The organism is Paenibacillus castaneae, from assembly GCF_002884445.1.
GTDB classification, from domain to species: Bacteria; Bacillota; Bacilli; order Paenibacillales; family Paenibacillaceae; genus Pristimantibacillus; species Pristimantibacillus castaneae.
Window position 1 is genome coordinate 2,227,703 of the sequence record NZ_KZ614144.1, and the last position, 24,580, is coordinate 2,252,282.

Below are 24,580 nucleotides of genomic sequence, written 5' to 3' on the forward strand. Positions count from 1 at the left end.
ATAAGGTTTCAGCAAACCTACCTTTCGTATCCAGTTTTCAGGGCGTAATAATGAGGCCTGACCTATATGAGTCATTAGCTCAGTTGGTAGAGCACCTGACTTTTAATCAGGGTGTCGTAGGTTCGAATCCTACATGACTCACCATTTTTTTATCATCATGCGCGTATGGCGGAATTGGCAGACGCACCAGACTTAGGATCTGGCGTTTCACGACGTGGGGGTTCAAGTCCCTCTACGCGCACCATTGATGAACTAAGCTCTCTAATAATATAAATCCAATCCTTGCGATGCAAGGTTTTTTTTGTTTTTGGCTCTTTTAAATTCAAATGTTGGTTTTTATAAAGCAATTAGGGGAACCATCATTTGTCGAGGTTCCCCATTCTTGTTCAACTAACGCCCCGTTAGCTCAATAGCAAATGAATTACAATGCGTTATTTCTCCCAAAGCTCGATCAGTCGGCCTTCAGGATCTTCAATCCAAATAAATTTTCCGAATTCACTATTCTCTTGTTTCTTTGCAAGAGGTACACCAATATGTTCAAGATGCTTAATAGTCTCGTTTAGATCATGTACTTGGAAATTCAACATCACTTGTTGCTCTGTTGGAAAATAACTGTCATCCTCGGTAAAGAAAGAAAAGATAGTCTCATTTTCTAATTGGGGTTTTATCACAGTCCCATTCCAATTTTCTATTTCAATCTTCAACACTTCACTGTACCATTTTTTTACAGCTTCAATATTTTTAGTTCTCCAAAATATTCCTCCAAAACCTTTTATCATCGTATCTAACTCCTGTCTGTCATCAAATTTTTAGCCGATTACATTAGATATTCGAGATTTAAATCTAAGTTCCTTTTTCAACTATAAAACTATCGTAAGTATGTGCAACAAATGTAATCCATTCGTTAATCTTTACGAGTGCGGAACAAAACTTATTAAGAGGCTAATCGATCAATTTGCAATGGTAAGTGGTTTAACAGCTGCATTGAAAGCTGAACGGTTTTCCCATAGGAATGAATAGACTTGGTCCAGCTCCTCGAAGAACCATTCATTCTCATCGAAATAATGATTGCCCCGTCCGTGTATACTGTAGCGATTGTCTGAATAGCGCATTAATGTCCATTGTCCTCCACGTTTGCGATCAGCAAATACGAAATAGTATTTTTCCCCTATAGCATCCCATTCAGCCAATGAAGTAAAATTTTCTAATACAAAAACAATATCTGTTTTCTTTTTAATGAGCATATTTATCACCTTTTTCTTCATATTTGGTATAGGGGTTTTCTATCATTCAATAGTAGAGCTACAAGAATAGAATAAAGGAAGAAGCATAAGAAAGGTGTCAAATGGTAGAAGAAATTTTTGGGACTATTTGTCGCAGCTTGGATTATACTAGTGTATATCGCAGTATCAAATCAGTTAGTTAAATCGAAATGAGGGAAATATGTTGGGCAAGCTGCCGGTTGGAGAAATCGTACAAATGAATAGATACCCTGTGAAATCATTTGCAGGCGAGAGTGTAGAAACTAGCCAGGTTGAGATGTATGGACTATATGGCGACCGCAGTCATGCATTTATTGATGAAACAAAAGAAGGCTGGTCAAGGTATATAACGGCTAGAGGCATCCCTCAAATGCTCGGTTACAAAGCAAGACTAATTGGCGAGGGCTCTGAACATGAATTTCCTAAGGTACATATCACTTCACAGGATGGTCGAATATTTAATTGGGATGAAGATTTGTTAGCAGAAATGCAAACATATTCAAAAAAGAAAATAACTTTGCTGGATTATAAACCGCATAGTGAGGAACTATTAGCTGTTGATGACAGCAGTATTCTGATCATAACAGACGCTTCATTACGAAAACTAGAAAACCTATGGGGGAAACAGTTAAATAAGGGTCGTTTTCGGGCAAATTTAGTCGTTTCTTTAAGCGATGAAACAGATAATGAAAGCGAATGGTTTGGAAAACGTTTAAAAATAGGCAGTGCTGAATTAGAGGTTGATAGCTACTGCGAACGATGCTCGATGATAACAATTGATCCAGATTCATTGGAACGTGATCCTTCTCTTTTAAAGAAAATAAATGAAGAAATGAATTTGAAATTCGGGATTTACGCTTCTGTTAAAAAAAGAGGGATAATTAGCGTAGGCGATAAAGTATTTCTAGCAGATGAATAGGCTTTTTGGATGAAAAATTGTAATTTCGCTTTATTCTATTAAAAAATGTTTCTAAAAAATATAATTTAGAGTTGCAAAATGAATCCGCTGCCATTATGATCTAAGTAGGATTAATATACACGTTATAGGATTAATCATTATATTAATTCAACTTTTTTGACCAAGTATATTCTAATCATACAGAAGCGAGGGCGAGTATTCATGGCAAACCGCGTGACGATTAACGCTGATTTAGCAGCAGGCACAATTAACCGCAATATTTATGGACATTTCTCCGAGCATTTGGGTCGGTGCATTTATGAAGGCATCTGGGTTGGCGAAGATTCGCCTATTCCAAACACGAACGGTATTCGCAATGATGTTGTCAAAGCGTTAAAAGATCTCAAAATTCCGGTTCTTCGCTGGCCGGGCGGCTGCTTTGCCGACGAGTATCATTGGAAGGATGGCATCGGGCCGCGCGAATCGCGTAAACGGATGATTAATACGCACTGGGGCGGAGTACTTGAGAATAACCATTTCGGTACCCATGAGTTTCTAATGCTGTGCGAGATGCTGGAGTGTGAGCCATATATTTCTGGTAATGTGGGAAGCGGTACGGTTCAGGAAATGTCAGAATGGGTTGAATATATGACCTTCGACGGCGTATCCCCAATGGCGGATTTGCGCAGAGAGAACGGCAGAGAAAAGCCTTGGAACGTTAAATATTTCGGAGTCGGCAACGAGAACTGGGGCTGCGGCGGCAACATGCGTCCTGAATATTATGCGGATGAATATAGAAGATATCAGACCTATGTACGCAATTACGGAGAGAATAAAATTCACAAAATTGCTTGCGGACCGAACGTAGATGATTACCGGTGGATGGATGTATTGATGAAAGAAGCGCACTGGATGATGGATTCCATCTCGCTTCATTACTATACGGTTCCAGGTGAATTCTGGTCAAACAAAGGCCCGGCGACCGGATTTACAGAAGACGAATGGTACACGACAATGAAGAAAGCGCTTAAGATGGATGAGCTTATTACACGTCATTCCACGATTATGGATCGATATGATCCAAGCAAGCGTGTTGGCCTCATTGTTGATGAATGGGGTACATGGTTCGATGTTGAGCCAGGCACTAATCCAGGCTTCTTGTACCAGCAAAATACGATTCGCGACGCTTTAGTTGCTGGCGTAACGCTCAATATTTTCCACGATCATTGCGATCGGGTTCAAATGGCGAACCTTGCGCAGGTGATCAATGTGCTGCAATCGGTCATTCTTACCGAGGGTGAGAAAATGGTTCTGACACCAACTTATCATGTATTTGATATGTATAAGGTGCACCAGGATGCGACTCTTCTCACAACTGCAATCACAAGCGAGGATTATGCACATAACGACCAGAAGATACCGCAAGTATCCGTTTCGGCTTCCAAAGACGCAGAGGGCCGTATCCATGTAAGCTTGTGTAATATGGATAACCTTTCAGGAGCTGACGTTGAAATTGATCTTCGCGGCCTTGCTGGACAAGCTCTGAAGGTTACGGGAACAGAGCTTACAGCTTCTATGAAGGATGCTCATAATACGTTCGAGCAGCCTGATACTGTTGCACCGACAGCATATCAAGCATTTAGCGTTGATGGAACAGTGATAAGCGCGAAGCTTTCCCCAATGTCGGTCACGGTGCTTGAGCTTATTTCAGAATAAAGGTGTGTGCGTATGAGCAGCAATGGAAGGTGTAAAGGCTGCCGTGACGAATACCGTGTGACGGATGAACAAATCGATCGTATTCTGGCCGCTCCCATGTTTCAAACAGACATCAGCGTGCCAGATGATGTATATGAGCAGCGTTTAAAGGCGTGCAGCGGTTGTCCGAAATTTCAAGGGGGCACAACCTGTGCAATCTGCGGCTGCTTCGTACGAATCGCTGCCAAATACAAGGAGCGTGCATGTCCCATGCCTGGCGAAAGCCGCTGGGCAAAGTATGAATAGTTAAGAAAAATGGCCTTACCGCACATGACATCATGTGAGGTAAGGCCATTATTATTATTTGTAACTTGGCAGCCAGCTGCCGTGTGCTTCGATCAATTCGTCGCAGAGGGCAACAATGTCGTCTATCGACAGCTCGGCGGATGTATGCGGATCCAGCATAGCAGCGTGGTAAATGTGCTCGCGTTTGCCGGTGATCGCAGCTTCAATCGTCAGCAATTGCGTGTTGATATTGGTGCGGTTCAGAGCAGCCAGCTGCGGCGGCAAGTCGCCGACATAGGTTGGCGTAACACCGTTTGCATCTACCAGGCAAGGCACCTCGACGCATGCTTCCTTAGGCAGATTTGTAATAAGTCCTGTATTCATGACGTTTCCGCCGATTTTGAACGGTTTATTCGTTTCAATGGCCTCAAGAATATAGGAAGCATATTCATGACTACGGTTATGCTCCAAATTGGTATCATTGATCAGTGATTCACGCATGGATTTCCAGCCTGCGATTTGTTCAATACAGCGGCGTGGATATTCATCGAGCGGGATGTTGAAGCGATCAACAAGCTCCGGATAATTACGTTTAATAAAGTACGGATGGTATTCGGCGTTATGCTCGGATGATTCTGTAATATAGTAGCCGAATTTCAGCATAAGCTCGAAACGCACCATATCATGATGCTTCTCCTTCTGCTTCTCTGCAGCGCGGCGTTTAATTTCCGGATAAAGATCTACACCATCCTTTGTTGCTTCTAACAGCCAGGCCATATGGTTGATACCGGCAATTTTGTATTTAACGCCTTTGGAATCAAGGTCCAAATGACGGAATAGATCAGGCAAGCATACTTGTACGCTATGACACAGTCCAACTGTTTTGACACCGCCGTATGTGTTCATGGTGTTAGTTAAAACAGCCATTGGATTCGTATAGTTCAGGAATAACGCATCAGGACAAACCTCATTAATGTCGCGCGCAAAATCCAGCATAACGGGAATGGTGCGCAAGTTTCGGAATATACCGCCAATGCCGACTGTATCAGCAATCGTTTGACGCAGGCCGTATTTCTTCGGAATTTCAAAGTCGGTAATGGTACAAGGATCATAACCGCCTACTTGAATGGCATTAATAATATATTTTGCGCCGCGCAGTGCTTCTTTACGGTCGGTATAAGCTTTAATTTCACATGTGCTTTGACTTGTTTTTTTAATGTTGAGCAGCATTTGCTCAGAATCGTTCAGACGTACAGCGTCAATATCGAAGAGAGCGATTTCAAATCCTTGCAGCGCTGGTGTCTGCATGACGTCACCGAGTATGTTTTTGGCAAATACGGAGCTTCCTGCGCCGATAAATGTAATTTTGGGCATGTGGATTTTTCCTCCTAAATAGGTTTTGAAATGAACTGGCTCCTTTAGTATAAGGATGTGAAGGACAAATGAATATGGAAGAAAGAAATCAATATATGGAGGAATGTTGCAGTAAATAGTATAATGTGGGGAACGGATTTAGGGGAGGCGCAGTAATGGAAAAACACCATCAGTTTGTATTAAGCTTGAATGCGGCTCCGATAAAAGGTGAAATGTCGGTATTATTTAGCGGAAAAGCACATCCGGTAGCAGGGCATTTCATCGGGCCGGCCGTTCATGATTATTATCTTATACATATTGTGCTTGATGGCGAAGGCGTGTTTGAGACGCTAGGCGAGTCCTATCCTTGTAAAGCAGGCGATGCTTTTGTTATTTTTCCGGATATATTAGTGAAATACCAAGCTAATACAGATCATCCTTGGAAGTATATGTGGGTAGCCTTCTCAGGCGATATTGTAGAATCCTCCTTACTATCCATTGGCATTACGCCTGATCGGGCAGTTATCCGCGGCTGCGCGTTGCCAGCCATGGAGCGCATGTTCCGCAATTTGCGCAAAAGCTTAGATCGGCAGGAGTATCCAGCGCTTGGCAGTATGGAGGCTTCAGGATGGCTGAGACTGATTATGTATGAGCTTGCACGTCTCCATCAAATAGAGGACAGTCAAATTGAAGCGCCTCCGTCTCGCTCCTATCGGCAGATTGACCAAGCTATTCGCTTGCTGTCTCTGCAATACGGGCAGCAGCTGTCGATCGAAGGAATTGCCCACACATTAGGCTACCATCGTGCCCATTTAACTCGACTTTTCAAGGATGCGACGGGTCTGTCCCCCATGCAATACTTATTCAAGGTGCGGATGAAGAAAGCGGAGGAGCTGCTTGAGAGCGAGTTGACCATCGCACAGATTGCTTCCTCAGTAGGCTATAATGACCCACTGTTTTTCACTAAACAGTTCAACAAATGGAGTGGGCAGTCGCCCACAGAGTTTCGGCGAAAGACCTCAAATAGATTATAAAGCTCTACCCGAAAAGCATTATTCAACGATGGCGAATGCGGTGGCATAAAATCCTCTCGGTTGAAGGGATCGCTGCCTGTAGCAGATTTGATATTGGTTCCAACCATTTGTACGAAGGAGGAAAAGGAATGCTGCACATTGTAAACGGGGATTCAGTGGCGGAGAAGCTGCGGCAAGGAATCGTGCACGGAGATGTTCTAGTGTGGAGGGAGCTATACCCTCAAGGTCCTGTAAGTTTATATCCTGCTGATTGGAATAATCGCTCTGTCAGGGCACAATATCTGGAGCAAACGATGGGAATTCCTCAAACGGAATTTATCCAAGGCAGCGAGGCACAAGAGAAATCCTTGGCTGATTTTCATAAATATGAGGAGATTGTGTTATGGTTTGAACATGATTTATTCGATCAGACGATGTTATGCTATTTGCTGCATTGGTTCTCAGGACAGTCATTGTTAAAAACGAAGCTGAGCTTATTGTGCATAGGCGAATATCCGGGAATTGAGCTGTTTCGAGGGCTAGGGCAGCTATCATTGGAGCAAATGGAAACGTTGTCGGGAACATGGAAGACTATTGGGGCAAAAGAATTGGAGCTAGGCAAAGCATTTTGGCAGGCTTACACGTCCCCAGATCCAAGCTTGCTGCAACAATTGCTAAATAGAGATACCTCCGCGTTGCCATTCGCGAATGATGCATTTCACATGCATTTATCGCGGTTTCCTTCTACATTCAATGGACTTGGCATCGTAGAGCAGACAACGCTAGAGATGATTCAAGCTGGAATAAGCAGCCCATTACAATTGTTTCAGGAAGTAGGAAATAAGCTGAACGCTTTAGGTATGGGGGATCTAGAATACTGGCATATTCTAATGAAACTATCTCAAGCTCCTTACCCCTTGCTGCAAATTCACGGATTAAAGGCTTTTCCTGCCTATAACGAATCCTCGATAGCACTTCGTGACTGTGAAGCTGTTTTGACAGAGCTGGGTAAGAAAGTTTTGAATGGCGAAGAGGACTGGATCGCGAAGAAAGGAATAGACCAGTGGTATGGCGGTGTGCATCTGCAAGGGAATTTCCCGAGATGGCGTTGGGATATGTATAGACAAGCGCTATATGAAGTAAGCGGTGAGAATTAAGATTGCTGGTGCACAAATGGTTGGATAATGGAATCAAGCACTAACTTTGGGGTTGAGCCATAAAAATAGTCGGCGAGCAGAAATTATTTTGCTAACCGGCTTTTTTATTGTTGCACTATTCAGTCTAACTGTATATAGTATAACTATACAGTTGGTCGATATACAGTTGCGTTGACTAAAATGACAAGGAGGAATAACAGGATGAGGGATAAAAATTTACCGCTTACGGAAACCGTTTATTATATACTTCTAGCCTTGATAGAACCGGCTCATGGATATTTGATTATGCAGAAGGTAGAGGAGCTAAGCGGAGGGCAAGTAAGAATGGCGGCAGGGACATTGTATGGAGCGGTGGAGAATCTCATGAAGCTGAGATTTATACAGCCAGTCAGAAGCGAGGACAGCCGGCGCAAGGTGTATGCCATAACAGAAACAGGAATGGAAATGCTGCGGCTTGATTTTGAAAGAATGAATCACATGATGCAAGTAACAAAAGAAATCTTAAGATGAGAATGGAGGAACCGAAATGAGAAAACTCAAGTTTTTTACTGATATTGACAAAGAAGAAATATGGCTGAATGAAATGGCTAAACAAGGCTATCAATTGACCAGAAAGCTGCTCGGCTATCAATTTCAACAGGCACAACCCGAAAATTCTGTTATAAAGATAGACTACCGCACCTTTAAAAGACGTGAAGATTTTGAAGATTACTGCGCTCTTTTTGAAGACAGCGGCTGGAAGCATATCACAGGAACGAAAAGCTCAGGCTATCAATATTTTAAAAATATAAATGAGAACCAGAACGAAGATATTTTTTCGGATGCGGATTCCAAAGCGGGACGATACAAAAGACTGTCTCAAATGTGGATCACAATGGCTACAACGTTCCTCCCTTTGTTTGTTGTACTGATGACAACGGGTTCGATTAAATTGTCGCCCATCTGGAATTTGAAATCATTGTACTACACACCGGGACTTTGGGAGAAAACGGGAGCTTCCTTTTTGAGTGCTTTTCTCTTTGAAACGCCTTTTGCGATTATTAGAGGATTTCTGTGGTTGTTCTTTCCGGTTTTGATTGTTTTATATCTTATTTTTGCTTATCGAGCAAATCGACAATATCAGAAAACGAATGAAGGAAAGTAGTAGAGTTTAATTATAATGATGTTTTCCCATCGAATCCGATCGTTTATTTGGTACAATAATTTCTAATAAGACCAAGAAGGACGAGGATATTATGTACATTAGTCGAGACTTTATTATAGAAAGTTTGAAAAAGGGATTAGAGGATTGCTCATATGTGAATGCTTTTTGGCTGGAGGGTTCGGATGGTACAGGAAAACTGGATGAGTTCTCTGACCTTGATATTGTGCTTAATGTGGCAGACGGCTTTGAAGAGCAAGCTCTACAACAGCTGGAAGCTCTGCTGGCAGCTATAGGCCCTTTAGATCTTAATTACAAAGAATATAAAAACGATCAACAATCCTATACGGTATTCCATCTTCTGAATACGGCTGATTCCTTATTTCTAGATGTGAGCATCCAGAGCCAAAGTCATAAATATACGTTTCTTAGGGAAGACACAAGTGTAATACCAAAAGTCATTTTTGATAAAATAGGCATCATCCAATATGAAAGCTTGAACCAAGATAAGCTTCATAACCAAATTCAAGAACGATTATATCATTTGGAAAATACTTTTAAACAGCGCGGGAGAGCAATTAAATACGCCAAAAGAAACAAATTTCTTGAAGCATTCGCTTATTATCAGAAGTTTGTGTTAACGCCATTAGTCGAGCTTCTTAGAATAAAATATGCGCCGATTCATTATGACTATTACTTGGTTCAAGCATCAAGGCAGCTGCCAGTGGAAGTACTTGACCGGCTGGAGCATCTGTACAAAGTTAACTCTGTAACGGATATAGAAGCAAAAATAGAAATAGCTGCACGTTTATTTGATCAAACACTTTGTGAAATGAATAGCAGCAATCATGAATAATGAACACTCAACGAAAACGAGTCCAAACATCGAGATGCTTGGACTCGTTTTCGTTTATTTCTTCTATGAGTGTTTACGGATATCCTTAACCGACCTACGTATCATTAAATCAGCGGGTAGTACGATTTTTTTCCAGGGCACAGTCGTTTCACGCTCTTGAATTCGTTCGATAAGCATTTGCATACCCATATAACCAAATTGATAGGCTTGCTGAGCGGCTACTGTTAAGAAAGGATCAAGCTCCGAGTAAGGCCCCAAATCATCGAAGCAGACAATTGACATATCCTCTGGCACACGTATGCCGCGATCTCGCAGCAATTTCATAGCCTCTACAGCAAGGACGTTATTCCCCGCAATCATCGCGGTAGGGGGAGGATCCATATGCCCAATCCACTGCTCCATCTCTGACAGATCAGTCATCGTGCCAAAGCTCGTCTCAAATACATACCGGTTATCCACATTCAAATCATTTAATTTCATACCTTCTTGATAGCCCTGCATCCTTAAACGCGCGCTTGAGATAGAAGAAGAGCCATTGACCATAGCGATGCTGCGATGACCATGCGCAACAAGATGTTCGACAAGCATCCTTGCGCCTTCTTTACTGTCGCCGAGAACAATATCGCATTCTATGCCTGGTACTTCGCGGTCAAGCAATACGAATGGAACCTTATGCTTGCGAAGCGATTCCAAGTGCGGCAGTGAGGGATCTCCAGCCGGAGCAACAAGAACGCCGTCCACGCGTGTTGTCAATATCGTCGTAATATAATCGGCTTCCTTCTCTATGCTTTCGTCGCTGTTGCCGAACAGAAGGCGATAGCCGGAACGCTTGGCAGCATCCTCCGCGCCTCGGGCCAGCGTCGTATAGAATGGATTCATAATATCTGTTATCAGCAAGAAGAGCAGCTTAGTCTGTTGAAGCACAAGACTTCGAGCAGTTTGGTTCGGAACGTAGCCTAGTTCCTCCATGACTCGCATTACCTTCGTTTTTGTTTTCTCGCTTATTTTTCCAGTGTTATTGATAACTCTGGAGACGGTCATTGCGGATACGCTTGCCTTGGCCGCTACATCGTATATCGTTATCATTATTAAGTCTCCTTATTAAGCAAATCATAGTCTCTATCATACAAAAAAGTAGCCATTGACAGCAATCTTTTTTATTGATAATTTAATGTTATCGATAACATTATTATATCCATTGGAGGTTTTATCATGACGGATACAAGCTCACGTTTCCAATCCGGCTTTCCTAAGATCGGCATTCGTCCAACTATTGACGGCAGGCGCAAAGGGGTACGCGAATCGTTAGAGGAACAAACCATGAATATGGCTATCGCAACAGCGAAACTGCTATCGGAGCATTTGCGCTATCCGAACGGTGAGCCGGTTGAATGCGTGATCGCGGACAGTTGTATTGGCGGAGTTGCGGAAGCAGCAGCATGCGCACATAAATTTGCCAAATCCGGAGTTGGGGTATCGATAACGGTAACACCTTGCTGGTGCTATGGAACTGAAACAATGGATATGGATCCTGCCATTCCGAAGGCGGTATGGGGCTTCAATGGAACGGAACGTCCAGGCGCCGTATATTTGGCCGCTGTACTTTCCGGTTATGCGCAGAAAGGACTTCCGGCGTTTGGCATTTACGGTGAGCATGTGCAGGATGCAGGCGATACATCCATCCCATTCGACGTGAAAGACAAGCTGATCGGATTTGCCAAGGCAGCTCTTGCAGCCGCTTACATGCGCGGCAAGTCGTATTTATCGATGGGCTCTGTATCGATGGGTATTGCAGGATCTATCGTGAATGATACCTTCTTTCAAGAATACTTAGGCATGCGGACTGAATATATCGATATGACTGAGTTCGTGCGCCGCATGGAAGAGAATATATATGATACTGCAGAATTTGAGAAAGCGCTTGCATGGGTGAAAGAAAACTGTGTGGAAGGACCAGACAATAATCCGGCCGACAATCAGACATCCAGGGAACGCAAGGACAACGACTGGGAAACGGTTGTGAAAATGACTCAAATAGCCCGCGATCTGATGGTTGGCAACCCAAAGCTTGCTGAGCTGGGCTTCGGCGAGGAAGCGTTTGGTCATAATGCGATCGTATCCGGCTTCCAGGGTCAGCGGCAGTGGACAGACCATTTCCCAAATGGCGACTTTATGGAAGCCATGCTTAACTCCTCCTTCGATTGGAATGGAATTCGCGCTCCATATATCGTAGCAACGGAAAATGACAGCTTAAACGGTGCAGCTATGCTATTTGGTTACCTGCTAACGAATACAGCACAAATTTTCGCAGATGTACGCACTTATTGGAGTCCGGAATCGGTAGAGCGTGTAACAGGACATAAGCTGAGTGGCGCAGCGGAAAACGGTATTCTTCATCTTATAAACTCGGGCTCGGCAACGCTGGACGGAACGGGTGAGCAATCGATCAACGGAGAGCCGGCTATGAAGCCATTCTGGGAAATTACAGAGGCTGAGGCGCAGAAATGTCTGGATGCAACCTCTTGGCGTCCTGCTTCCGTTGAATATTTCCGCGGCGGCGGTTATTCCTCCGATTATTTGACTCGCGGAGGCATGCCAATGACGATGTCACGCATAAATCTTGTGAAGGGAATCGGCCCTGTCTTGCAAATTGCGGAAGGCTATTCAGTTGATTTGCCAGAAGATGTGCATGAAACACTTGATAAGCGCACCGATTCTACTTGGCCGACCACTTGGTTCGCGCCAATATTGACAGGAGAGGGAGCCTTCCATTCTGTATATGAGGTTATGGACAATTGGGGGGCAAACCATGGATCCATAAGCTATGGTCATATTGGAGGGGATCTTATTACGCTCGCGTCGATTCTGCGGATTCCAGTCAATATGCACAATGTGCCTGATGAGCGCGTCTTCCGTCCGCGGGCTTGGGGCTTGTTCGGAACGGCGAACTCGGAGGGTGCTGACTACCGCGCCTGCCAAAATTTTGGTCCTATTTATAAATAAAACGGAGGTTTTACAATGAGCAGCACAGATATTCGCAATGAGCTTTGCAAATATGCCCACAAGACGGTTGCTAACAAATTAGTAGTAGGTCCGGGAGGCAACATAAGCGCTAAGTTTGAAGGCAAAATGTATCTTTCACCAAGCGGCTTTGCGCTTGATGAGGTAGAGCCGCATCAATGGGTGGAGGTTGATATCGAAACGGGAGAAATAACGGATATCGGCTTGCGTCCATCGTCTGAGGTGCTGATGCATTTATACGCCTATCGCGCGAACCCGGATATTGGAGCTATTGTGCATACGCATCCGCCTTATTGCATCGCTTTTACACTCGTTGAGCAGGACCTTCCGATCATGTTTCCAGATCAAGCTGCGCTGGTAGGGAAAACCGTATACGTGCCTTATGTACTGCCAACTACGGATAAACTAGCTGATGCTTATGTAGAGAAAGTGAATGAAGCTAGCTCTGTTCTGCTCGGCAATCATGGTCTCGTGACGTCTGGAAGAAATTTACGAGAAGCGTATTACCGGACAGAGGTTGTGGAGGAAAGCACCAAAATCTATTTGATTGCGAAGGCGATTCGCGAGCCTAAAGTATTGACGAAGGATGAATTCGAGGAAATAGCCTCCTTGGAGAGCGAAGCGTATCGAATCGAATTGCTGCAAAAGATGAAATAAGCTGCTGCCGCTAGAAATTGGCGGCTGAGGCCGAACTGACCAAGGAGGATCTGGAAATGACGAAGCTTGCTACGGTGCTTGCCTTCGATCTAGGTGCAAGCAGCGGCAGAGCGTTAATTGGAGAGCTGATGTCTGATGAAGCAGGTGGGCAGCCGCGGCTGAAGGTGACGGAAATTCACCGTTTTCAGAATGAGGCAGTTGCAGTAGGTCCGCATTTGCACTGGGATATTCTGCGCTTGCTGCAGGAGCTGAAAATAGCGATCCGCAAGGCGTTTCAAGACGGTTATGCGCCGCAAACGTTCGGGATCGATACGTGGGGCGTTGATTTCGGGCTGCTTGATGCCAATGGCGAATTGCTCGGCAATCCATACCATTATCGCGATCCGCAAACAGAAGGCATTGTGGAGGAGCTCATCGCGCTTATAGGCAAGGATACGCTGTATGAGCAGGGCGGTTTGCAATTCATGCCGTTTAATACGATAAATCAGCTGTACGCGATGAAGAAAGCAGGCTCTGCGATGCTGACAGCGGCCAGTACCTTGCTGCTTACACCCGACTTGCTAGCTTATTTCCTAACAGGAGTTAAGGTATGCGAATTTACAATGGCGACGACTACACAATTGTTTCTGCCGAAGGAGCAAGCTTGGAATGTGCCGCTGATGGAGCGTCTTGGCATTCCGAAGGTCTTGTTTCTTGATCCGATCCATCCTGGTACCCGTATTGGTCCTCTAACCTCGGAAGTATGCGCGGAGCTTGATGTACCGCCTATTGAGGCGATTGCGGTAGGCACCCATGATACGGAATCTGCGATTGCAGCAATTCCTGCAGAGGGGGCTTCAGCTTTTGCATATCTGGTATGCGGAACGTGGTCCTTGCTTGGTACAGAGCGCAAACAGCCTCTTGTTACATCGGAAGCGATGGCGCTTGATTTCTCTAATGAAGGCGGAGTCGGCGACACGTATCAGCTGCTCAAAAACATAATGGGATTATGGATTTTGCAAGAATGCAAACGAGAATGGGATGAGCAGGGAAAGAAGCTGACCTTCGCTGATATCGTTGCGGAAGCTGAACGTGCGGAACCGTTCCGAAGCATTATTCATCCTGATGATCCTTTGTTTTATTCCCCTTCGGGAATGATAGAACGTATTCAGGCATACTGTCGACAAACATCGCAGCCTATTCCCGAATCAATCGGCCAATTGGCACGTTGTGTGCTGGAGAGCTTGGCGCTAAGATATCGTCAGGCTTTAGAACAAATGGAAGTGTTGACCGGAGAAGCATTCAAGGGTCTGCATATGGTTGGCGGAGGCATTCAAAATAAGCTGCTTTGTCAGTTCACGGCAAATGCAATCGGCCGTCCAGTGTGGGCGGGTCCTGTGGAAGCGAGTGCAATCGGCAACATGCTCATGCAGCTAACAGCGTTAAGGGAATGCTCGGATCTGCGGGAAGCACGCCGCCTTGCAGCCGCATCCTTCCCGGTAGAAGCATATGCATGGGAACAAGCCGATTATTGGAATACTGCCTATGCTAGATTTGAGAAGCTAAGCGAATGATGAGGAAGGGAAGAGATTAATTTGTTGATTGGCATATCTAAGCTTATCTCACCAGAACTGCTTAAGGTGCTCAGCGAGATGGGGCATAGCGACGAGATCGTGCTGGCGGATGCAAATTTCCCAGCGGCAAGCCACGCTCAGCGTCTGATTCGTGCAGACGGCCAAATGGTGCCAGAACTTCTTGATGCCATTCTGCAGCTATTCCCGCTTGATCAATATGTGCCGAGGCCAGCAGCTCTTATGCAGGTAGTTCCTGGAGATCATGTGCAAACACCGATTTGGGAGGAATACCGTTCTATTATTGAGGCGCATACGGGTATAACTGAGCCTCTCGAAAGTGTTGAACGATTTGAATTTTATGAGCGGGCGAAGAAGGCCTATGCCGTTATTGCGACAGGTGAAAGCGCTTTGTATGCCAACTTGATTTTGAAGAAGGGCGTTATTGCGGAATCTTAATCACAATTTGCTATTTGAGAATGGGGCCGTCTGTTGATCATTGGAGATCAGCAGTCGGTTCTTTGTGCGCTCCTGGTAGAACCGTGGAATTGGGAACAGGTTCCGCTTAAAAAGGTGAAGGAGGAGCAGCAGTCTATTGTCAAAGTTACATTTCTTACTACCAAAGATGAGCTGCTCGGACCTATTGTTAAATATATTAATACCGAATCAGAAGAAATTGTAGGTTATAATACAAGGCATTAGCTGTATAGGCTGCGATTTCAATTGCTAGAGGTACGCCATACTAGCATGCCTTATTTTCTGCTGCATGTGGGCTGCAAATGAACGAAGCAGCATGTCATCCAGCTTGCCTGGATCCGCTTCTCCTCCATATTGTGTTAGGCACTGTGAAACTAATTGGCTGAATTCTAGCGGAAGCATAGAAATCGCCCATTCGCCGCCTTCTTTCTTTGAGGCAACCTTTCCCTCTCTTAAATAATAGAACGCTCTGCATAGATTTAATACATAATAGATAGGCGATTCTACAATTCCGTCTACTGCTCCTGCAACATCTGAGAGAATTGATGCGACAAAATATTTGGCTGGAATCGGTGTGAGCCATTCCTGAATAGGCTTGCCGTATAAAACAATCCCACGCTCATAAGCGACGACAAGATGTGCAGCCAAATCACCGTCCTCATATCCACCGCATAAATAGGATTCATCTATTCTATATCTCTCGCGATGAACACCCGAGTAATGGAATTCAAAGGGAGTCGGGTAAATGAAAGGATCCAAATTACTCTTTAGCACGATGCTTAATTCGAATCCGCCAGTGCTAGAGAGCTCGCTTTCTAGAAGCAGAAGCCTAGCAGCTAGCTGTTTCAGCATATCCTTTGAAACCGTTTCATTAACAACGATGAGCAGATCAATATCGCTTCGAGCGGAATTATAACAGCCCATAGCAAGCGAGCCGTGTAAATAAACGCCCACCAATTCATTGCTAATCATATTTTTGAACAGATTTGTTAATTGAACTAATATTTGATTCGTATTCATAATTGCCCCCGATGTGAAATGTCTATAATATATTAGTTGGTATTCCTTTCTTTTTTCTTTCTTTCTTTCTATCAGCAAATAATATCCTTTCATGGTAAAATAATATCACAAAACATCTAATGGGTCATAGTTCCTAGTTTGAATGAGGAGAATAGTACTGTAGTCTATCTTTTGCAATGAAAATGTAAACGTTATCAATAAGTGTTCGTTATTTCGGTTGCAGGAGGCTAACGGCTTGCGCAAATATATTATAATTAGCTTATTTGCAGGTTGTTTAATTATTTTGTTTTTTACGTTGACTTCAATGGTCAAGATGTTTTCTTCCCATTTGAAAGAGCCTTCTGCCTCTGTAGAGATGCACAGCAGCTATCGGCTCGTGCTCATTACACTTGAGCTTGATACACCCTTTTGGGCTAAAGTAGAAGAAGGGGCTAAGGCGGCAGCGGAGAAGTACAACGTAAGTCTTGAGGTTTGGGGAACATACGGAACGAATCGCGATGATTTCTTGAAAAATATTGAAGTGGCGATTGCCTCCAAAGTAGATGGCATTATTGTTCAAGGACTTGATACGGATGAGTTCAAAAATTTGACGAAAGTGAAGGCGGCTAGCAGAGGCATTCCAGTAATAACAGTAGCGAATGATGTACCGATGAATGAGAGCCTGCGCCGTACCTATGTAGGCTCAGACCATTTGGTGGCAGGAGAGATAATCGCGCGCCAATTGGTTTCGGATATGGGGTTTAGGGGGAAAGTGGTCCTTATGGTGTCGGATCGGCAAGAATATTCCCAACGATCACGTCTTGCCGGCATATTGAACGTACTGAGTCCATATGAGGGTATCGTAACTAAGATAGTCGCTGCGGGCGATTCACGAGAGGAAGTGGCAAAAGCAACGAATCAGCTTCTTAATGATATGCCGGATGCAGACGCTTTCATTGCCGTGTCGGCCAATCATGCCAGCTCTATCATTCAAGAAATTAGCAAGAGAATGCAAGTTGAGAAATTTTTTATTTATTCCTTCGACGACAGTCCAGCGACGCTTTCGCTCCTGCAGCAGGGAAAGATTGACGCCTTAATCACTCAATCTCCGGAAGCAATGGGTGAGGAGAGCGTTTCGCATATGGTCAAGTGGTTGACAGGCGAGCAGTTTCCGCTAAATCCAGACGGCTATTTCACAGACATTAAAGTGCTGCGTGCAGGAGATACGCCATGAGCAGCATACAACGGAAAATATTAACCATGTCGGTTATCGTACTGTTTATTATGGCTACGATTTGGGTGGTGCTTACCTATTACAACCAGAAAACGCAGGAGCAATACAATGATATTTTGCAGCGTTATTTGCACATGAATGAAGTGACGGAACATAGCCATCAGACTATCATTGCGTTAAACAATTACTTGCAGAAGCCGTCGACTGTCTTGCGTGACGCATTTAATCAGAGCAAGGAGCAAATCATACTTGCTAAGCTGCAGTCCGTCAGCCTGCGCAACCAAGATAATGCCTATACCTTGACAAGTTATATCAACATGATTGATAGCTTAGTAGCTGCAGCGGATCTTTCTGTCATGTTTCTGGAGGAAAAACTGCCGGAGCAATCGGCGGAGAAATTTGAAGAGGCAGCCCGTATTGATAAATATATTGCGGAAACAACCATTACGCTAATCGATAAAGAGGTTCGAACGTATGATTCTTTCTATCGGAGCATCATTGAGCAAAGTACGGAGCTGAAGCGGCTTGGTTTATTGCTGTTCTCTTTGATTACAATTATGCTTCTTCTCTTTACCTATTGGTTCTCGCTTAGCATTACGAGACCGATTCATAAACTTACCATCGCGGCTAAGGAGCTTTCGCGCGGAAAGTTCGACAAGCCAATCGAAGTACATTCTAATGACGAAATATCATTCCTCGCCCTAACATTCGACCGCATGCGCGTGAATATTAATAATTTGATTTTTGAGATTCAGCAGAAGGCTCAGCTTGAGAGCGAGCTTCAGGAGAGCAAGCTGCTGCTGAAGGAAAGTCAATTAATTAGCCTGCAAAGTCAAATCAACCCACACTTCTTATTTAACACCTTAGACACCTTATCGAAAAAAGCTTATTTGGATGGATCAGAGGATACAAGTGATCTCATCGCTAATGTAGCAGGCTTGCTGCGCTATAATTTACGGCGCCTGGATCGAGCGGTCACACTAGCGGAAGAATTGTCCGTTACACTGAAATATATAGAAATTCAAAGTGCGCGATTTACGGACCGACTCCGCTTCTTGCAGGAGATAGATGAGAACTGCTTGCACATAAAGCTTCCATGCCTGACACTACAGCCGATTATTGAGAATGCGGTTATTCATGCCGTTGAACCGCTTGAGGAAGGTGGAATCATATCGCTTCGTATTTATGCGAAAGAAGAGTGTGTCATGATTGAAATTAAGGATGACGGTACAGGTATGTCGGAAGAGAAGGTCAGACATATTTTAACAGAGAGCGGTATTTCAGACGGAACGGGGCATTCAACAGGTATCGGCTTCAGCAATGTGGTGAAAAGGCTGCGATTATTCGTAGGAGACGAAGATGTAATCGATATTGAAAGCAAGCCTGACCAAGGAACAAAAATAACGCTAAAAATACCAATGGCGAGGAGCGCAGCCAAAAATGTTTAAAATATTGATCGTAGATGATGAGCAGGTGGAGCGGGAAGGGCTGCAGGCCATCTTGCAAAAAGGGTTTCCGACATGCCAGTATGCGCAGGCGAGAAACGGGGCTAGAGCTATAGAGACGGCCGGCGTATGGAAGCCCGATCTCATTCTAATGGATATCAAAATGCCAGGAGTCAATGGAATAGAAGCCATCGGGCGTATATCTGAATTTTTGCCCACTGCTAAATTTATTATGGTTACAGCCTATGAAACGTTTGATTATGCGAGACAAGCGCTGAAACTGGGTGTTAAGGATTATTTGCTTAAGCCCAGCAAAGCAAGTGAAATAATAGCAACGATAGGCAAAGTGATTGAAGCGATCGAGCGCGATCGAGCAGAGCTTGAGAAAAGATCATACGAGGAGAATGCGCTGCAGAAGGTAATGCCGCTTGTGGAGTCTGATGTCGTGACCCAGCTTTTATTTGATCATGTTCATGATGTTCATATCGACGATATGCTTAAATTGTTAGGAGGAGAACTGACAAGCGAAGCTTTTGTTATGCTCATTACACTTCCAGGAGAAGCTGCGACAGAAGCCTTATATAGTGCGATTAAAGCAAAAGTGAGACATACGGAAAGCGGATGGGTCGGTGCCATGTCAGGGCATCAAATACCGATTATTGTGTTCTGTGTAGAGGGCAAAACCTATCGTTCCCAAGCGGCGCTGCTCGTACAGCAATTTTTAATGCTTCAGGAGCGGAATGCAGGCGGTGATTTTTTCATTGGGATTGGCCATCCCTATGCCGGTCTCGAACAGGTAAGACTCAGCTATCAAGAAGCATTGCTTGCTACGGCGAACGCTGGACTGCCGACAAAGCATCGTTATTACGAGGATATGGGTAAGCAAGGGGCATCAGCCGGTGGTTATCAGGATAAGCAGACAGAGAAGCAATTCGTAGACAGTATCCGTCTTGGCCAATGGGATACGGTACGTAAGACGGTCATGGCATTAATTGATAGGCATGATCAGACCAACGCGCCGTTAGCCCAGTCCGGCCAATGGGTGCTTGAGCGATTATGGATTATCGCACGGGTTGCCCAAGAGATGGGCATCGAGGTGGAGAAGCCGCTGTTTTCGTTCCAAGTTCGGCAATATCAGCAGCTGCGTGCCGAAACTGATATTTTGCTGAGCAAGCTCATTGAAGCGATAGTTACCTATCACAGCAGAGTACAGCCCGATGCGGTTGGGCAGATGAAGCAATATATAATCGAGCATTCGGAGCAGGATATTTCTCTTGAACGTATGGCGAAGTATATTGGTTTAAGCCCCTTTTATATGAGCAAAATGTTCAAGGAACAGGAGGGAATTAATTATATTGACTTTCTTACTGAGTGTAGAATCGAGAGGGCGAAGAAGCTGATTGCTGATCCTCGGCTTAGCCTGAAAGAAATTACATACGAGGTAGGATATAATGACCCCAATTATTTCAGCAAAGTGTTTAAAAAGTCATGCGGGGTGTCACCCACTGACTACCGTAAGGCAATTTTCGGAAAAAAAGGGTAATGGAAGCTTTTCCCTTAAAAAAATGCAGGCAATAACAAAAGAGTACTGGTATAGCTCCATTCCCAGCTCTCTAACTCATGCTATATTTGCAATGTAAGCAGTTACATTCCGAGGGATAAGGGAGCGAATAAAATGGGGAAAAGGTTTACTAGAAGCGGGGCATTATCGATTGTATTGATCTTGATGCTTGTACTGGCTGCATGTTCCAGTGGAAACGGCAATGGGGGCGCTAAAACAACCGACAAGGGGTCGAATACGAAGTCGGGTGACAAGAAGATCGTCATCGGTTTATCGCTGGATACCCTTCAGGAGGAGCGCTGGCAGCGTGACCGTGATTTGTTTATCGCAGCAGCCGAGGCGCTTGGCGCGAAGGTAGAGGTTCAAGCAGCGAACAGTGATGATGCGAAGCAAATTTCTCAAGCTGAAAACTTAATCAGCCAGGGTGTGAATGTACTGGTTGTCGTTCCCCACAATGCGGAAGCTACGGCCGCTATAGTGGAGAAAGCCCATGCAGCAGGAATTAAAGTGCTCGCGTATGATCGATTAATCAAAAACTCGGATCTTGATCTTTACGTTTCCTTTGATAATGAGAAGGTAGGCGAACTGCAAGCCGAGGCTATTCTTAAGGTCGTTTCAAAAGGGAAATTTGTATACATCGGTGGTTCAGAAACCGATAATAACGCGCATTTATTCAAGAAAGGCGCCTTTAATATTTTGCAGCCTTTAATTGACAAAGGCGATATTCAAGTCGTATTCGATCAATGGACGAAGGATTGGAATCCGGCCAATGCACTGTCCAATATGGAGAATGCTCTTACGGCGAATGATAATAAAATCGATGCAGTAGTTGCAGCAAATGACGGTACTGCTGGCGGTGTCATTCAAGCGCTTGCCTCACAAGGGCTAGCGGGTAAAATTCCGGTGTCCGGGCAGGATGCCGAGCTTGCGGCAGCGCAGCGAATTGTTGAAGGAACACAAACGATGACGGTGTATAAACCGATCAAGGATTTGGCACAGAGAGCGGCTGATCTTGCTGTTAAGATGGCGAAGGGCGAGGATGTAGGCGCTGATAAGACAGTAAATAACGGTAAAATTGATGTTCCATCTATCCTGCTTGATCCTAAGGCGGTTGATAAATCCAATATGGATGCAACCGTCATTGCGGATGGCTTCCATTCCAAAGAAGACGTATACAAAAACGCGAAATAACTTTTGGCTAAGGGAGGGGAAGAAGCGATGGTGAACCATGACGCTCTTCCCCTCTTTGCCATTTGCGAGGTGATAGCACATTGACGGCTGTACTTGAAATGAGAAATATAACGAAGCAATTTCCAGGTGTCAAGGCTCTTAATGACGTAACCTTTCTGGTTAAGAAAGGGGAGGTTCATGCCTTGTGCGGGGAGAACGGCGCTGGCAAATCCACTTTAATGAAGGTGCTTAGCGGGTTATACCCGCATGGTTCTTATGAGGGGCAAATTCTCATAAATGGAGAAGAGAAGGCTTTCGGGAAAATTAAAGATGCGGAAGAAGCGGGTATCGCCATTATTTATCAGGAGCTTGCTTTGGTCAAGGAATTGTCGATAGGTGAAAATTTGTTTCTGGGCAAAGAACCTGCTGTGTTCGGCATCATCAACTGGGAACAGGTATTCAAGGAGAGCGAGCGGTGGCTGAAGGAGGTCGGACTGCAGGATGTGAATCCGGAGCAGTCTATAGGTGGACTGGGGATAGGCAAACAGCAGCAGATTGAAATTGCGAAAGCACTATCAAAAAATGCAAATATTCTTATTCTGGATGAGCCGACCGCGGCTCTAACGGAACAAGAGGTTGATATTCTGCTGGACATTTTGCGTGAGTTCAAGAAACGAGGCGTTACATGCATCTATATTTCTCATAAGCTGAATGAGGTATTTGCGGTTGCGGACACGGTTACGGTGCTTAGGGACGGGCAAACGATAGGCACTTATCCTATAGCGGATATGAATGAAGATAAAGTGATTTCGCTTATGGTAGGGCGGGAGCTGAAGGAACGGTTTCCGCGCATTGCCTCAAATCCAGGTGAAATTGTGCTCAAAGTGAAGGATTATACGGTCATGAATCCTGAGCGCGAGGGCAAGAAGGTCATTGACAACCTTTCATTCGAGCTTCGCCAAGGCGAAATACTTGGTATTGCCGGCTTAATGGGTGCAGGCCGTACAGAACTAGTAATGAGCTTGTTCGGTTCCTATGCTGGAAGCCATACTGGTACGGTTGAGATTGAAGGAAGGCCAGTAAAGTTAAAAAATACGCAGCAGGCCATTAAAGCAGGGTTAGCACTCGTATCCGAGGATCGGAAAAAATATGGACTCGTGCTGGGGATGGATATTAAGAGCAATGTGAGTCTTGCTAGCTTAAGGTCGATCTCATCTGGAGGCGTTCTTCGTCAAAACGAGGAAATTGCAGCAGGAAACCAATATTTAAACTCGCTGCGTGTGAAAGCGAATTCGGTAGAAACTATCGTTGGCACGTTAAGCGGCGGCAATCAGCAAAAAGTTGTTCTTGGCAAATGGCTGATGACAAACCCCAAAATACTTATATTGGATGAGCCGACGCGCGGCATCGATGTTGGCGCGAAATTCGAAATTTATAATATTATGAATGATTTAATTCGGCAGGGCGTTTCTATTATTATGGTGTCATCCGAGCTTCCCGAGCTGCTTGGCATGAGCCATCGTATTATCGTCATCGCAGAGGGGAAACAAACGGGAGAATTTGTAGCGGAAGAAGCGACGCAGGAAATGATTATGACGGCGGCAACAGGAGGAAAAGGGCTATGAGCATGAATCAAGAAACAATATTAAGTCAGTCCACCGGAAAGAAACGGCCGAATTGGTTTAAATTCGATGCCCGCGCCTATACGATGATAGGAGCATTATTATCCATTTGGGTGTTATTTTCACTGCTCCATGAACGCTTTCTTTCACCAACCAATATATCCAATTTATTTCTGCAAATGTCGGTTACGTCTATACTGGCAATTGGAATGGTTCTCGTCATCGTTGCAGGGCAAATCGATTTGTCAGTCGGTTCATTGGTTGGACTAACAGGCGGTATAGCGGCGATGCTGAATGTTTGGTATGAGTGGAATACCATTCCGGTCATCATTGCAACGTTAGCGATCGGAGCAGCTATCGGGTTTGTTCAGGGTTGGATTATTGCTTATCGAGCGGTACCGGCTTTCATTGTAACCTTAGGCGGGATGCTCATATTTAGAGGGATTTTGTTCGGAACGACCGGCAGTGTTACGATTGCACCGCTTACGCCTTCGATGAAATCCATCGGCCAATCCTATGTTGGCGATGTAATCGGATGGATCTTCGGAATTATTGCGTTAGCTGTTGCGGCTTATCTTGTCATGCGCAAGCGGTCTTCAAGAGCGAAATTCGGTTTTGAGGTGGAACCGGTTGGTGTAAGCGTGCTGCGTCTGGCTGTAATAGGTGCGATTGTTATTGGATTTGTTTATTTAATGAATAGCTATAAGGGAATTCCTGTTCCATTCGTCATGGTCATCGTACTGGCATTAATCTTTACGTTTATTTCACGTAATACGATTTTTGGACGTCAGATTTACGCGATTGGCGGTAATGCGGAAGCAGCACGCCTATCTGGAATTAATATTAAGAGACGGATACTGCTCGTATTTGTACTTTGCAATACTTTAGCAGCCATTGCTGCATTAGTAATAACCGCACGATTAAATGCAGCGACAATGAGCTCCGGCCAAAACTACGAGCTTGATGCGATAGCAGCATGTGTCATCGGTGGTACAAGCTTAATGGGCGGTACGGGCACAATCGTCGGAGCCATCATTGGCGCGCTCGTTATGGCCAGTCTAGACAATGGGATGAGTTTAATGAATCTGGAGTCATTCTGGCAGTATATCGTGAAGGGCGGAATCTTAATTCTCGCGGTATACGTTGATATTTATACGAGGCAGCGCAAGAAGGTATAAAGGCTG

24 protein-coding genes and 2 tRNA genes are annotated in these 24,580 nt (G+C 44.7%); 21 read left to right on the forward strand and 5 right to left on the reverse strand.

Features of this window, described 5'->3' with window-relative positions:
• Window positions 1-68: 68 nt before the first annotated feature.
• Together CEF13_RS09400 and CEF13_RS09405 are read left to right on the forward strand one after the other, a co-directional pair.
• Window positions 69-144, forward strand: a tRNA-Lys gene (locus tag CEF13_RS09400).
• A gap of 15 nt (window positions 145-159) precedes the next feature.
• Window positions 160-244, forward strand: a tRNA-Leu gene (locus CEF13_RS09405).
• Between the two features lie 187 nt (window positions 245-431).
• Here CEF13_RS09405 and CEF13_RS09410 read toward each other — a convergent pair.
• Window positions 432-779 (reverse strand): VOC family protein, encoded by a 348-nt coding sequence (locus CEF13_RS09410; RefSeq protein WP_102710440.1) that lies wholly within the window; start codon window positions 777-779, stop codon window positions 432-434.
• A gap of 171 nt (window positions 780-950) precedes the next feature.
• Window positions 951-1,244 (reverse strand): hypothetical protein, encoded by a 294-nt coding sequence (locus CEF13_RS09415; RefSeq protein WP_102710441.1) that lies wholly within the window; start codon window positions 1,242-1,244, stop codon window positions 951-953.
• A gap of 199 nt (window positions 1,245-1,443) precedes the next feature.
• Between CEF13_RS09415 and CEF13_RS09420 the strand changes: the two genes are divergently transcribed.
• The 3 genes from CEF13_RS09420 (at window position 1,444) to CEF13_RS09430 (ending at window position 4,161) form a co-directional block, all read left to right on the forward strand.
• Window positions 1,444-2,181 (forward strand): MOSC domain-containing protein, encoded by a 738-nt coding sequence (locus CEF13_RS09420; protein ID WP_244917066.1) that lies wholly within the window; start codon window positions 1,444-1,446, stop codon window positions 2,179-2,181.
• Window positions 2,182-2,382: 201 nt separating this feature from the next.
• On the forward strand, window positions 2,383-3,876 hold the full coding sequence (locus tag CEF13_RS09425) for an alpha-N-arabinofuranosidase (protein WP_102710442.1): 1,494 nt from the start codon (window positions 2,383-2,385) through the stop codon (window positions 3,874-3,876).
• A 12-nt stretch (window positions 3,877-3,888) separates the two neighbouring features.
• On the forward strand, window positions 3,889-4,161 hold the full coding sequence (locus CEF13_RS09430; RefSeq protein ID WP_102710443.1) for a DUF6171 family protein: 273 nt from the start codon (window positions 3,889-3,891) through the stop codon (window positions 4,159-4,161).
• 54 nt (window positions 4,162-4,215) lie between these two features.
• Here CEF13_RS09430 and melA read toward each other — a convergent pair whose 3' ends face one another.
• Window positions 4,216-5,514, reverse strand: a complete 1,299-nt coding sequence (gene melA / locus CEF13_RS09435; protein ID WP_102710444.1) for an alpha-glucosidase/alpha-galactosidase — start codon at window positions 5,512-5,514, stop codon at window positions 4,216-4,218.
• Window positions 5,515-5,669: 155 nt separating this feature from the next.
• On the opposite strand from melA, the gene CEF13_RS09440 reads away from it, so the two are divergent.
• From CEF13_RS09440 to CEF13_RS09460, 5 genes are all read left to right on the forward strand, one after another.
• Window positions 5,670-6,527, forward strand: a complete 858-nt coding sequence (locus tag CEF13_RS09440) for an AraC family transcriptional regulator (RefSeq protein ID WP_102710445.1) — start codon at window positions 5,670-5,672, stop codon at window positions 6,525-6,527.
• 128 nt (window positions 6,528-6,655) lie between these two features.
• Complete coding sequence (locus CEF13_RS09445; RefSeq protein ID WP_102710446.1) at window positions 6,656-7,663, forward strand: DUF1835 domain-containing protein; 1,008 nt, start codon at window positions 6,656-6,658, stop codon at window positions 7,661-7,663.
• A 201-nt stretch (window positions 7,664-7,864) separates the two neighbouring features.
• Window positions 7,865-8,173, forward strand: a complete 309-nt coding sequence (locus tag CEF13_RS09450; RefSeq protein ID WP_102710447.1) for a PadR family transcriptional regulator — start codon at window positions 7,865-7,867, stop codon at window positions 8,171-8,173.
• A 16-nt stretch (window positions 8,174-8,189) separates the two neighbouring features.
• The gene (locus CEF13_RS09455; protein WP_102710448.1) at window positions 8,190-8,807 is read left to right on the forward strand and encodes a DUF2812 domain-containing protein; all 618 of its coding nucleotides are present in this window, start codon (window positions 8,190-8,192) and stop codon (window positions 8,805-8,807) included.
• A gap of 91 nt (window positions 8,808-8,898) precedes the next feature.
• Window positions 8,899-9,660: a hypothetical protein gene (locus tag CEF13_RS09460; protein ID WP_102710449.1), complete on the forward strand. Its 762-nt coding sequence runs from the start codon at window positions 8,899-8,901 to the stop codon at window positions 9,658-9,660.
• 63 nt (window positions 9,661-9,723) lie between these two features.
• On the opposite strand, the gene CEF13_RS09465 is transcribed toward CEF13_RS09460, so the two are convergent.
• Complete coding sequence (locus tag CEF13_RS09465) at window positions 9,724-10,746, reverse strand: LacI family DNA-binding transcriptional regulator (RefSeq protein WP_102710450.1); 1,023 nt, start codon at window positions 10,744-10,746, stop codon at window positions 9,724-9,726.
• Between the two features lie 126 nt (window positions 10,747-10,872).
• Between CEF13_RS09465 and CEF13_RS09470 the strand changes: the two genes are divergently transcribed.
• From CEF13_RS09470 to CEF13_RS09490, 5 genes are read left to right on the forward strand one after another with little or no spacing between them, the layout of a single operon-like run.
• Entirely contained in the window at window positions 10,873-12,663 is a 1,791-nt protein-coding gene (locus tag CEF13_RS09470; RefSeq protein ID WP_102710451.1) for an L-fucose isomerase, read from the forward strand.
• Between the two features lie 15 nt (window positions 12,664-12,678).
• Window positions 12,679-13,338, forward strand: a complete 660-nt coding sequence (locus tag CEF13_RS09475; protein WP_102710452.1) for a class II aldolase/adducin family protein — start codon at window positions 12,679-12,681, stop codon at window positions 13,336-13,338.
• A gap of 56 nt (window positions 13,339-13,394) precedes the next feature.
• Window positions 13,395-14,891: a rhamnulokinase gene (locus tag CEF13_RS09480; protein ID WP_102710453.1), complete on the forward strand. Its 1,497-nt coding sequence runs from the start codon at window positions 13,395-13,397 to the stop codon at window positions 14,889-14,891.
• Between the two features lie 21 nt (window positions 14,892-14,912).
• Window positions 14,913-15,347, forward strand: coding sequence for an L-fucose mutarotase (fucU, locus tag CEF13_RS09485; RefSeq protein WP_102710454.1), 435 nt, complete (start codon window positions 14,913-14,915; stop codon window positions 15,345-15,347).
• Between the two features lie 33 nt (window positions 15,348-15,380).
• Entirely contained in the window at window positions 15,381-15,590 is a 210-nt protein-coding gene (locus tag CEF13_RS09490; RefSeq protein ID WP_102710455.1) for a hypothetical protein, read from the forward strand.
• A 24-nt stretch (window positions 15,591-15,614) separates the two neighbouring features.
• Here the strand turns inward: CEF13_RS09490 and CEF13_RS09495 are convergent, their stop codons facing one another.
• The gene (locus tag CEF13_RS09495) at window positions 15,615-16,385 is read right to left on the reverse strand and encodes an aminoglycoside adenylyltransferase domain-containing protein (protein ID WP_102710456.1); all 771 of its coding nucleotides are present in this window, start codon (window positions 16,383-16,385) and stop codon (window positions 15,615-15,617) included.
• A gap of 235 nt (window positions 16,386-16,620) precedes the next feature.
• Between CEF13_RS09495 and CEF13_RS09500 the strand changes: the two genes are divergently transcribed.
• The 6 genes from CEF13_RS09500 (at window position 16,621) to CEF13_RS09525 (ending at window position 24,574) form a co-directional block, all read left to right on the forward strand.
• Window positions 16,621-17,598, forward strand: a complete 978-nt coding sequence (locus CEF13_RS09500) for a substrate-binding domain-containing protein (protein WP_243864953.1) — start codon at window positions 16,621-16,623, stop codon at window positions 17,596-17,598.
• On the forward strand, window positions 17,595-19,046 hold the full coding sequence (locus CEF13_RS09505) for a sensor histidine kinase (protein ID WP_102710457.1): 1,452 nt from the start codon (window positions 17,595-17,597) through the stop codon (window positions 19,044-19,046). The genes CEF13_RS09500 and CEF13_RS09505 overlap by 4 nt, the downstream gene beginning before the upstream one ends.
• Window positions 19,039-20,586 (forward strand): response regulator, encoded by a 1,548-nt coding sequence (locus tag CEF13_RS09510; RefSeq protein WP_102710458.1) that lies wholly within the window; start codon window positions 19,039-19,041, stop codon window positions 20,584-20,586. The genes CEF13_RS09505 and CEF13_RS09510 overlap by 8 nt, the downstream gene beginning before the upstream one ends.
• 132 nt (window positions 20,587-20,718) lie before the next feature.
• Window positions 20,719-21,795, forward strand: a complete 1,077-nt coding sequence (gene xylF, locus CEF13_RS09515) for a D-xylose ABC transporter substrate-binding protein (RefSeq protein ID WP_102710459.1) — start codon at window positions 20,719-20,721, stop codon at window positions 21,793-21,795.
• 98 nt (window positions 21,796-21,893) lie between these two features.
• Entirely contained in the window at window positions 21,894-23,399 is a 1,506-nt protein-coding gene (locus CEF13_RS09520; protein WP_102716308.1) for a xylose ABC transporter ATP-binding protein, read from the forward strand.
• A complete protein-coding gene (locus CEF13_RS09525) occupies window positions 23,396-24,574 on the forward strand; it encodes a sugar ABC transporter permease (RefSeq protein WP_424992004.1) in 1,179 nt (392 codons plus the stop codon). The genes CEF13_RS09520 and CEF13_RS09525 overlap by 4 nt, the downstream gene beginning before the upstream one ends.
• Window positions 24,575-24,580: the final 6 nt, after the last annotated feature.

Coding starts and splice junctions, on each gene's coding strand:
- CEF13_RS09470 (WP_102710451.1), top strand. CDS start 10,873: ATGACGGATACAAGCTCACGTTTCCAATCCGGCTTTCCTAAGATCGGC.
- CEF13_RS09410 (WP_102710440.1), bottom strand. CDS start 779: ATGATAAAAGGTTTTGGAGGAATATTTTGGAGAACTAAAAATATTGAA.
- CEF13_RS09480 (WP_102710453.1), top strand. CDS start 13,395: ATGACGAAGCTTGCTACGGTGCTTGCCTTCGATCTAGGTGCAAGCAGC.
- CEF13_RS09430 (WP_102710443.1), top strand. CDS start 3,889: ATGAGCAGCAATGGAAGGTGTAAAGGCTGCCGTGACGAATACCGTGTG.
- CEF13_RS09425 (WP_102710442.1), top strand. CDS start 2,383: ATGGCAAACCGCGTGACGATTAACGCTGATTTAGCAGCAGGCACAATT.
- CEF13_RS09525 (WP_424992004.1), top strand. CDS start 23,396: ATGAGCATGAATCAAGAAACAATATTAAGTCAGTCCACCGGAAAGAAA.
- melA (WP_102710444.1), bottom strand. CDS start 5,514: ATGCCCAAAATTACATTTATCGGCGCAGGAAGCTCCGTATTTGCCAAA.
- CEF13_RS09510 (WP_102710458.1), top strand. CDS start 19,039: ATGTTTAAAATATTGATCGTAGATGATGAGCAGGTGGAGCGGGAAGGG.
- CEF13_RS09520 (WP_102716308.1), top strand. CDS start 21,894: ATGAGAAATATAACGAAGCAATTTCCAGGTGTCAAGGCTCTTAATGAC.
- CEF13_RS09415 (WP_102710441.1), bottom strand. CDS start 1,244: ATGCTCATTAAAAAGAAAACAGATATTGTTTTTGTATTAGAAAATTTT.
- CEF13_RS09455 (WP_102710448.1), top strand. CDS start 8,190: ATGAGAAAACTCAAGTTTTTTACTGATATTGACAAAGAAGAAATATGG.
- CEF13_RS09465 (WP_102710450.1), bottom strand. CDS start 10,746: ATGATAACGATATACGATGTAGCGGCCAAGGCAAGCGTATCCGCAATG.
- CEF13_RS09505 (WP_102710457.1), top strand. CDS start 17,595: ATGAGCAGCATACAACGGAAAATATTAACCATGTCGGTTATCGTACTG.
- CEF13_RS09495 (WP_102710456.1), bottom strand. CDS start 16,385: ATGAATACGAATCAAATATTAGTTCAATTAACAAATCTGTTCAAAAAT.
- CEF13_RS09440 (WP_102710445.1), top strand. CDS start 5,670: ATGGAAAAACACCATCAGTTTGTATTAAGCTTGAATGCGGCTCCGATA.
- CEF13_RS09475 (WP_102710452.1), top strand. CDS start 12,679: ATGAGCAGCACAGATATTCGCAATGAGCTTTGCAAATATGCCCACAAG.
- CEF13_RS09420 (WP_244917066.1), top strand. CDS start 1,444: ATGTTGGGCAAGCTGCCGGTTGGAGAAATCGTACAAATGAATAGATAC.
- CEF13_RS09445 (WP_102710446.1), top strand. CDS start 6,656: ATGCTGCACATTGTAAACGGGGATTCAGTGGCGGAGAAGCTGCGGCAA.
- xylF (WP_102710459.1), top strand. CDS start 20,719: ATGGGGAAAAGGTTTACTAGAAGCGGGGCATTATCGATTGTATTGATC.
- CEF13_RS09450 (WP_102710447.1), top strand. CDS start 7,865: ATGAGGGATAAAAATTTACCGCTTACGGAAACCGTTTATTATATACTT.
- CEF13_RS09460 (WP_102710449.1), top strand. CDS start 8,899: ATGTACATTAGTCGAGACTTTATTATAGAAAGTTTGAAAAAGGGATTA.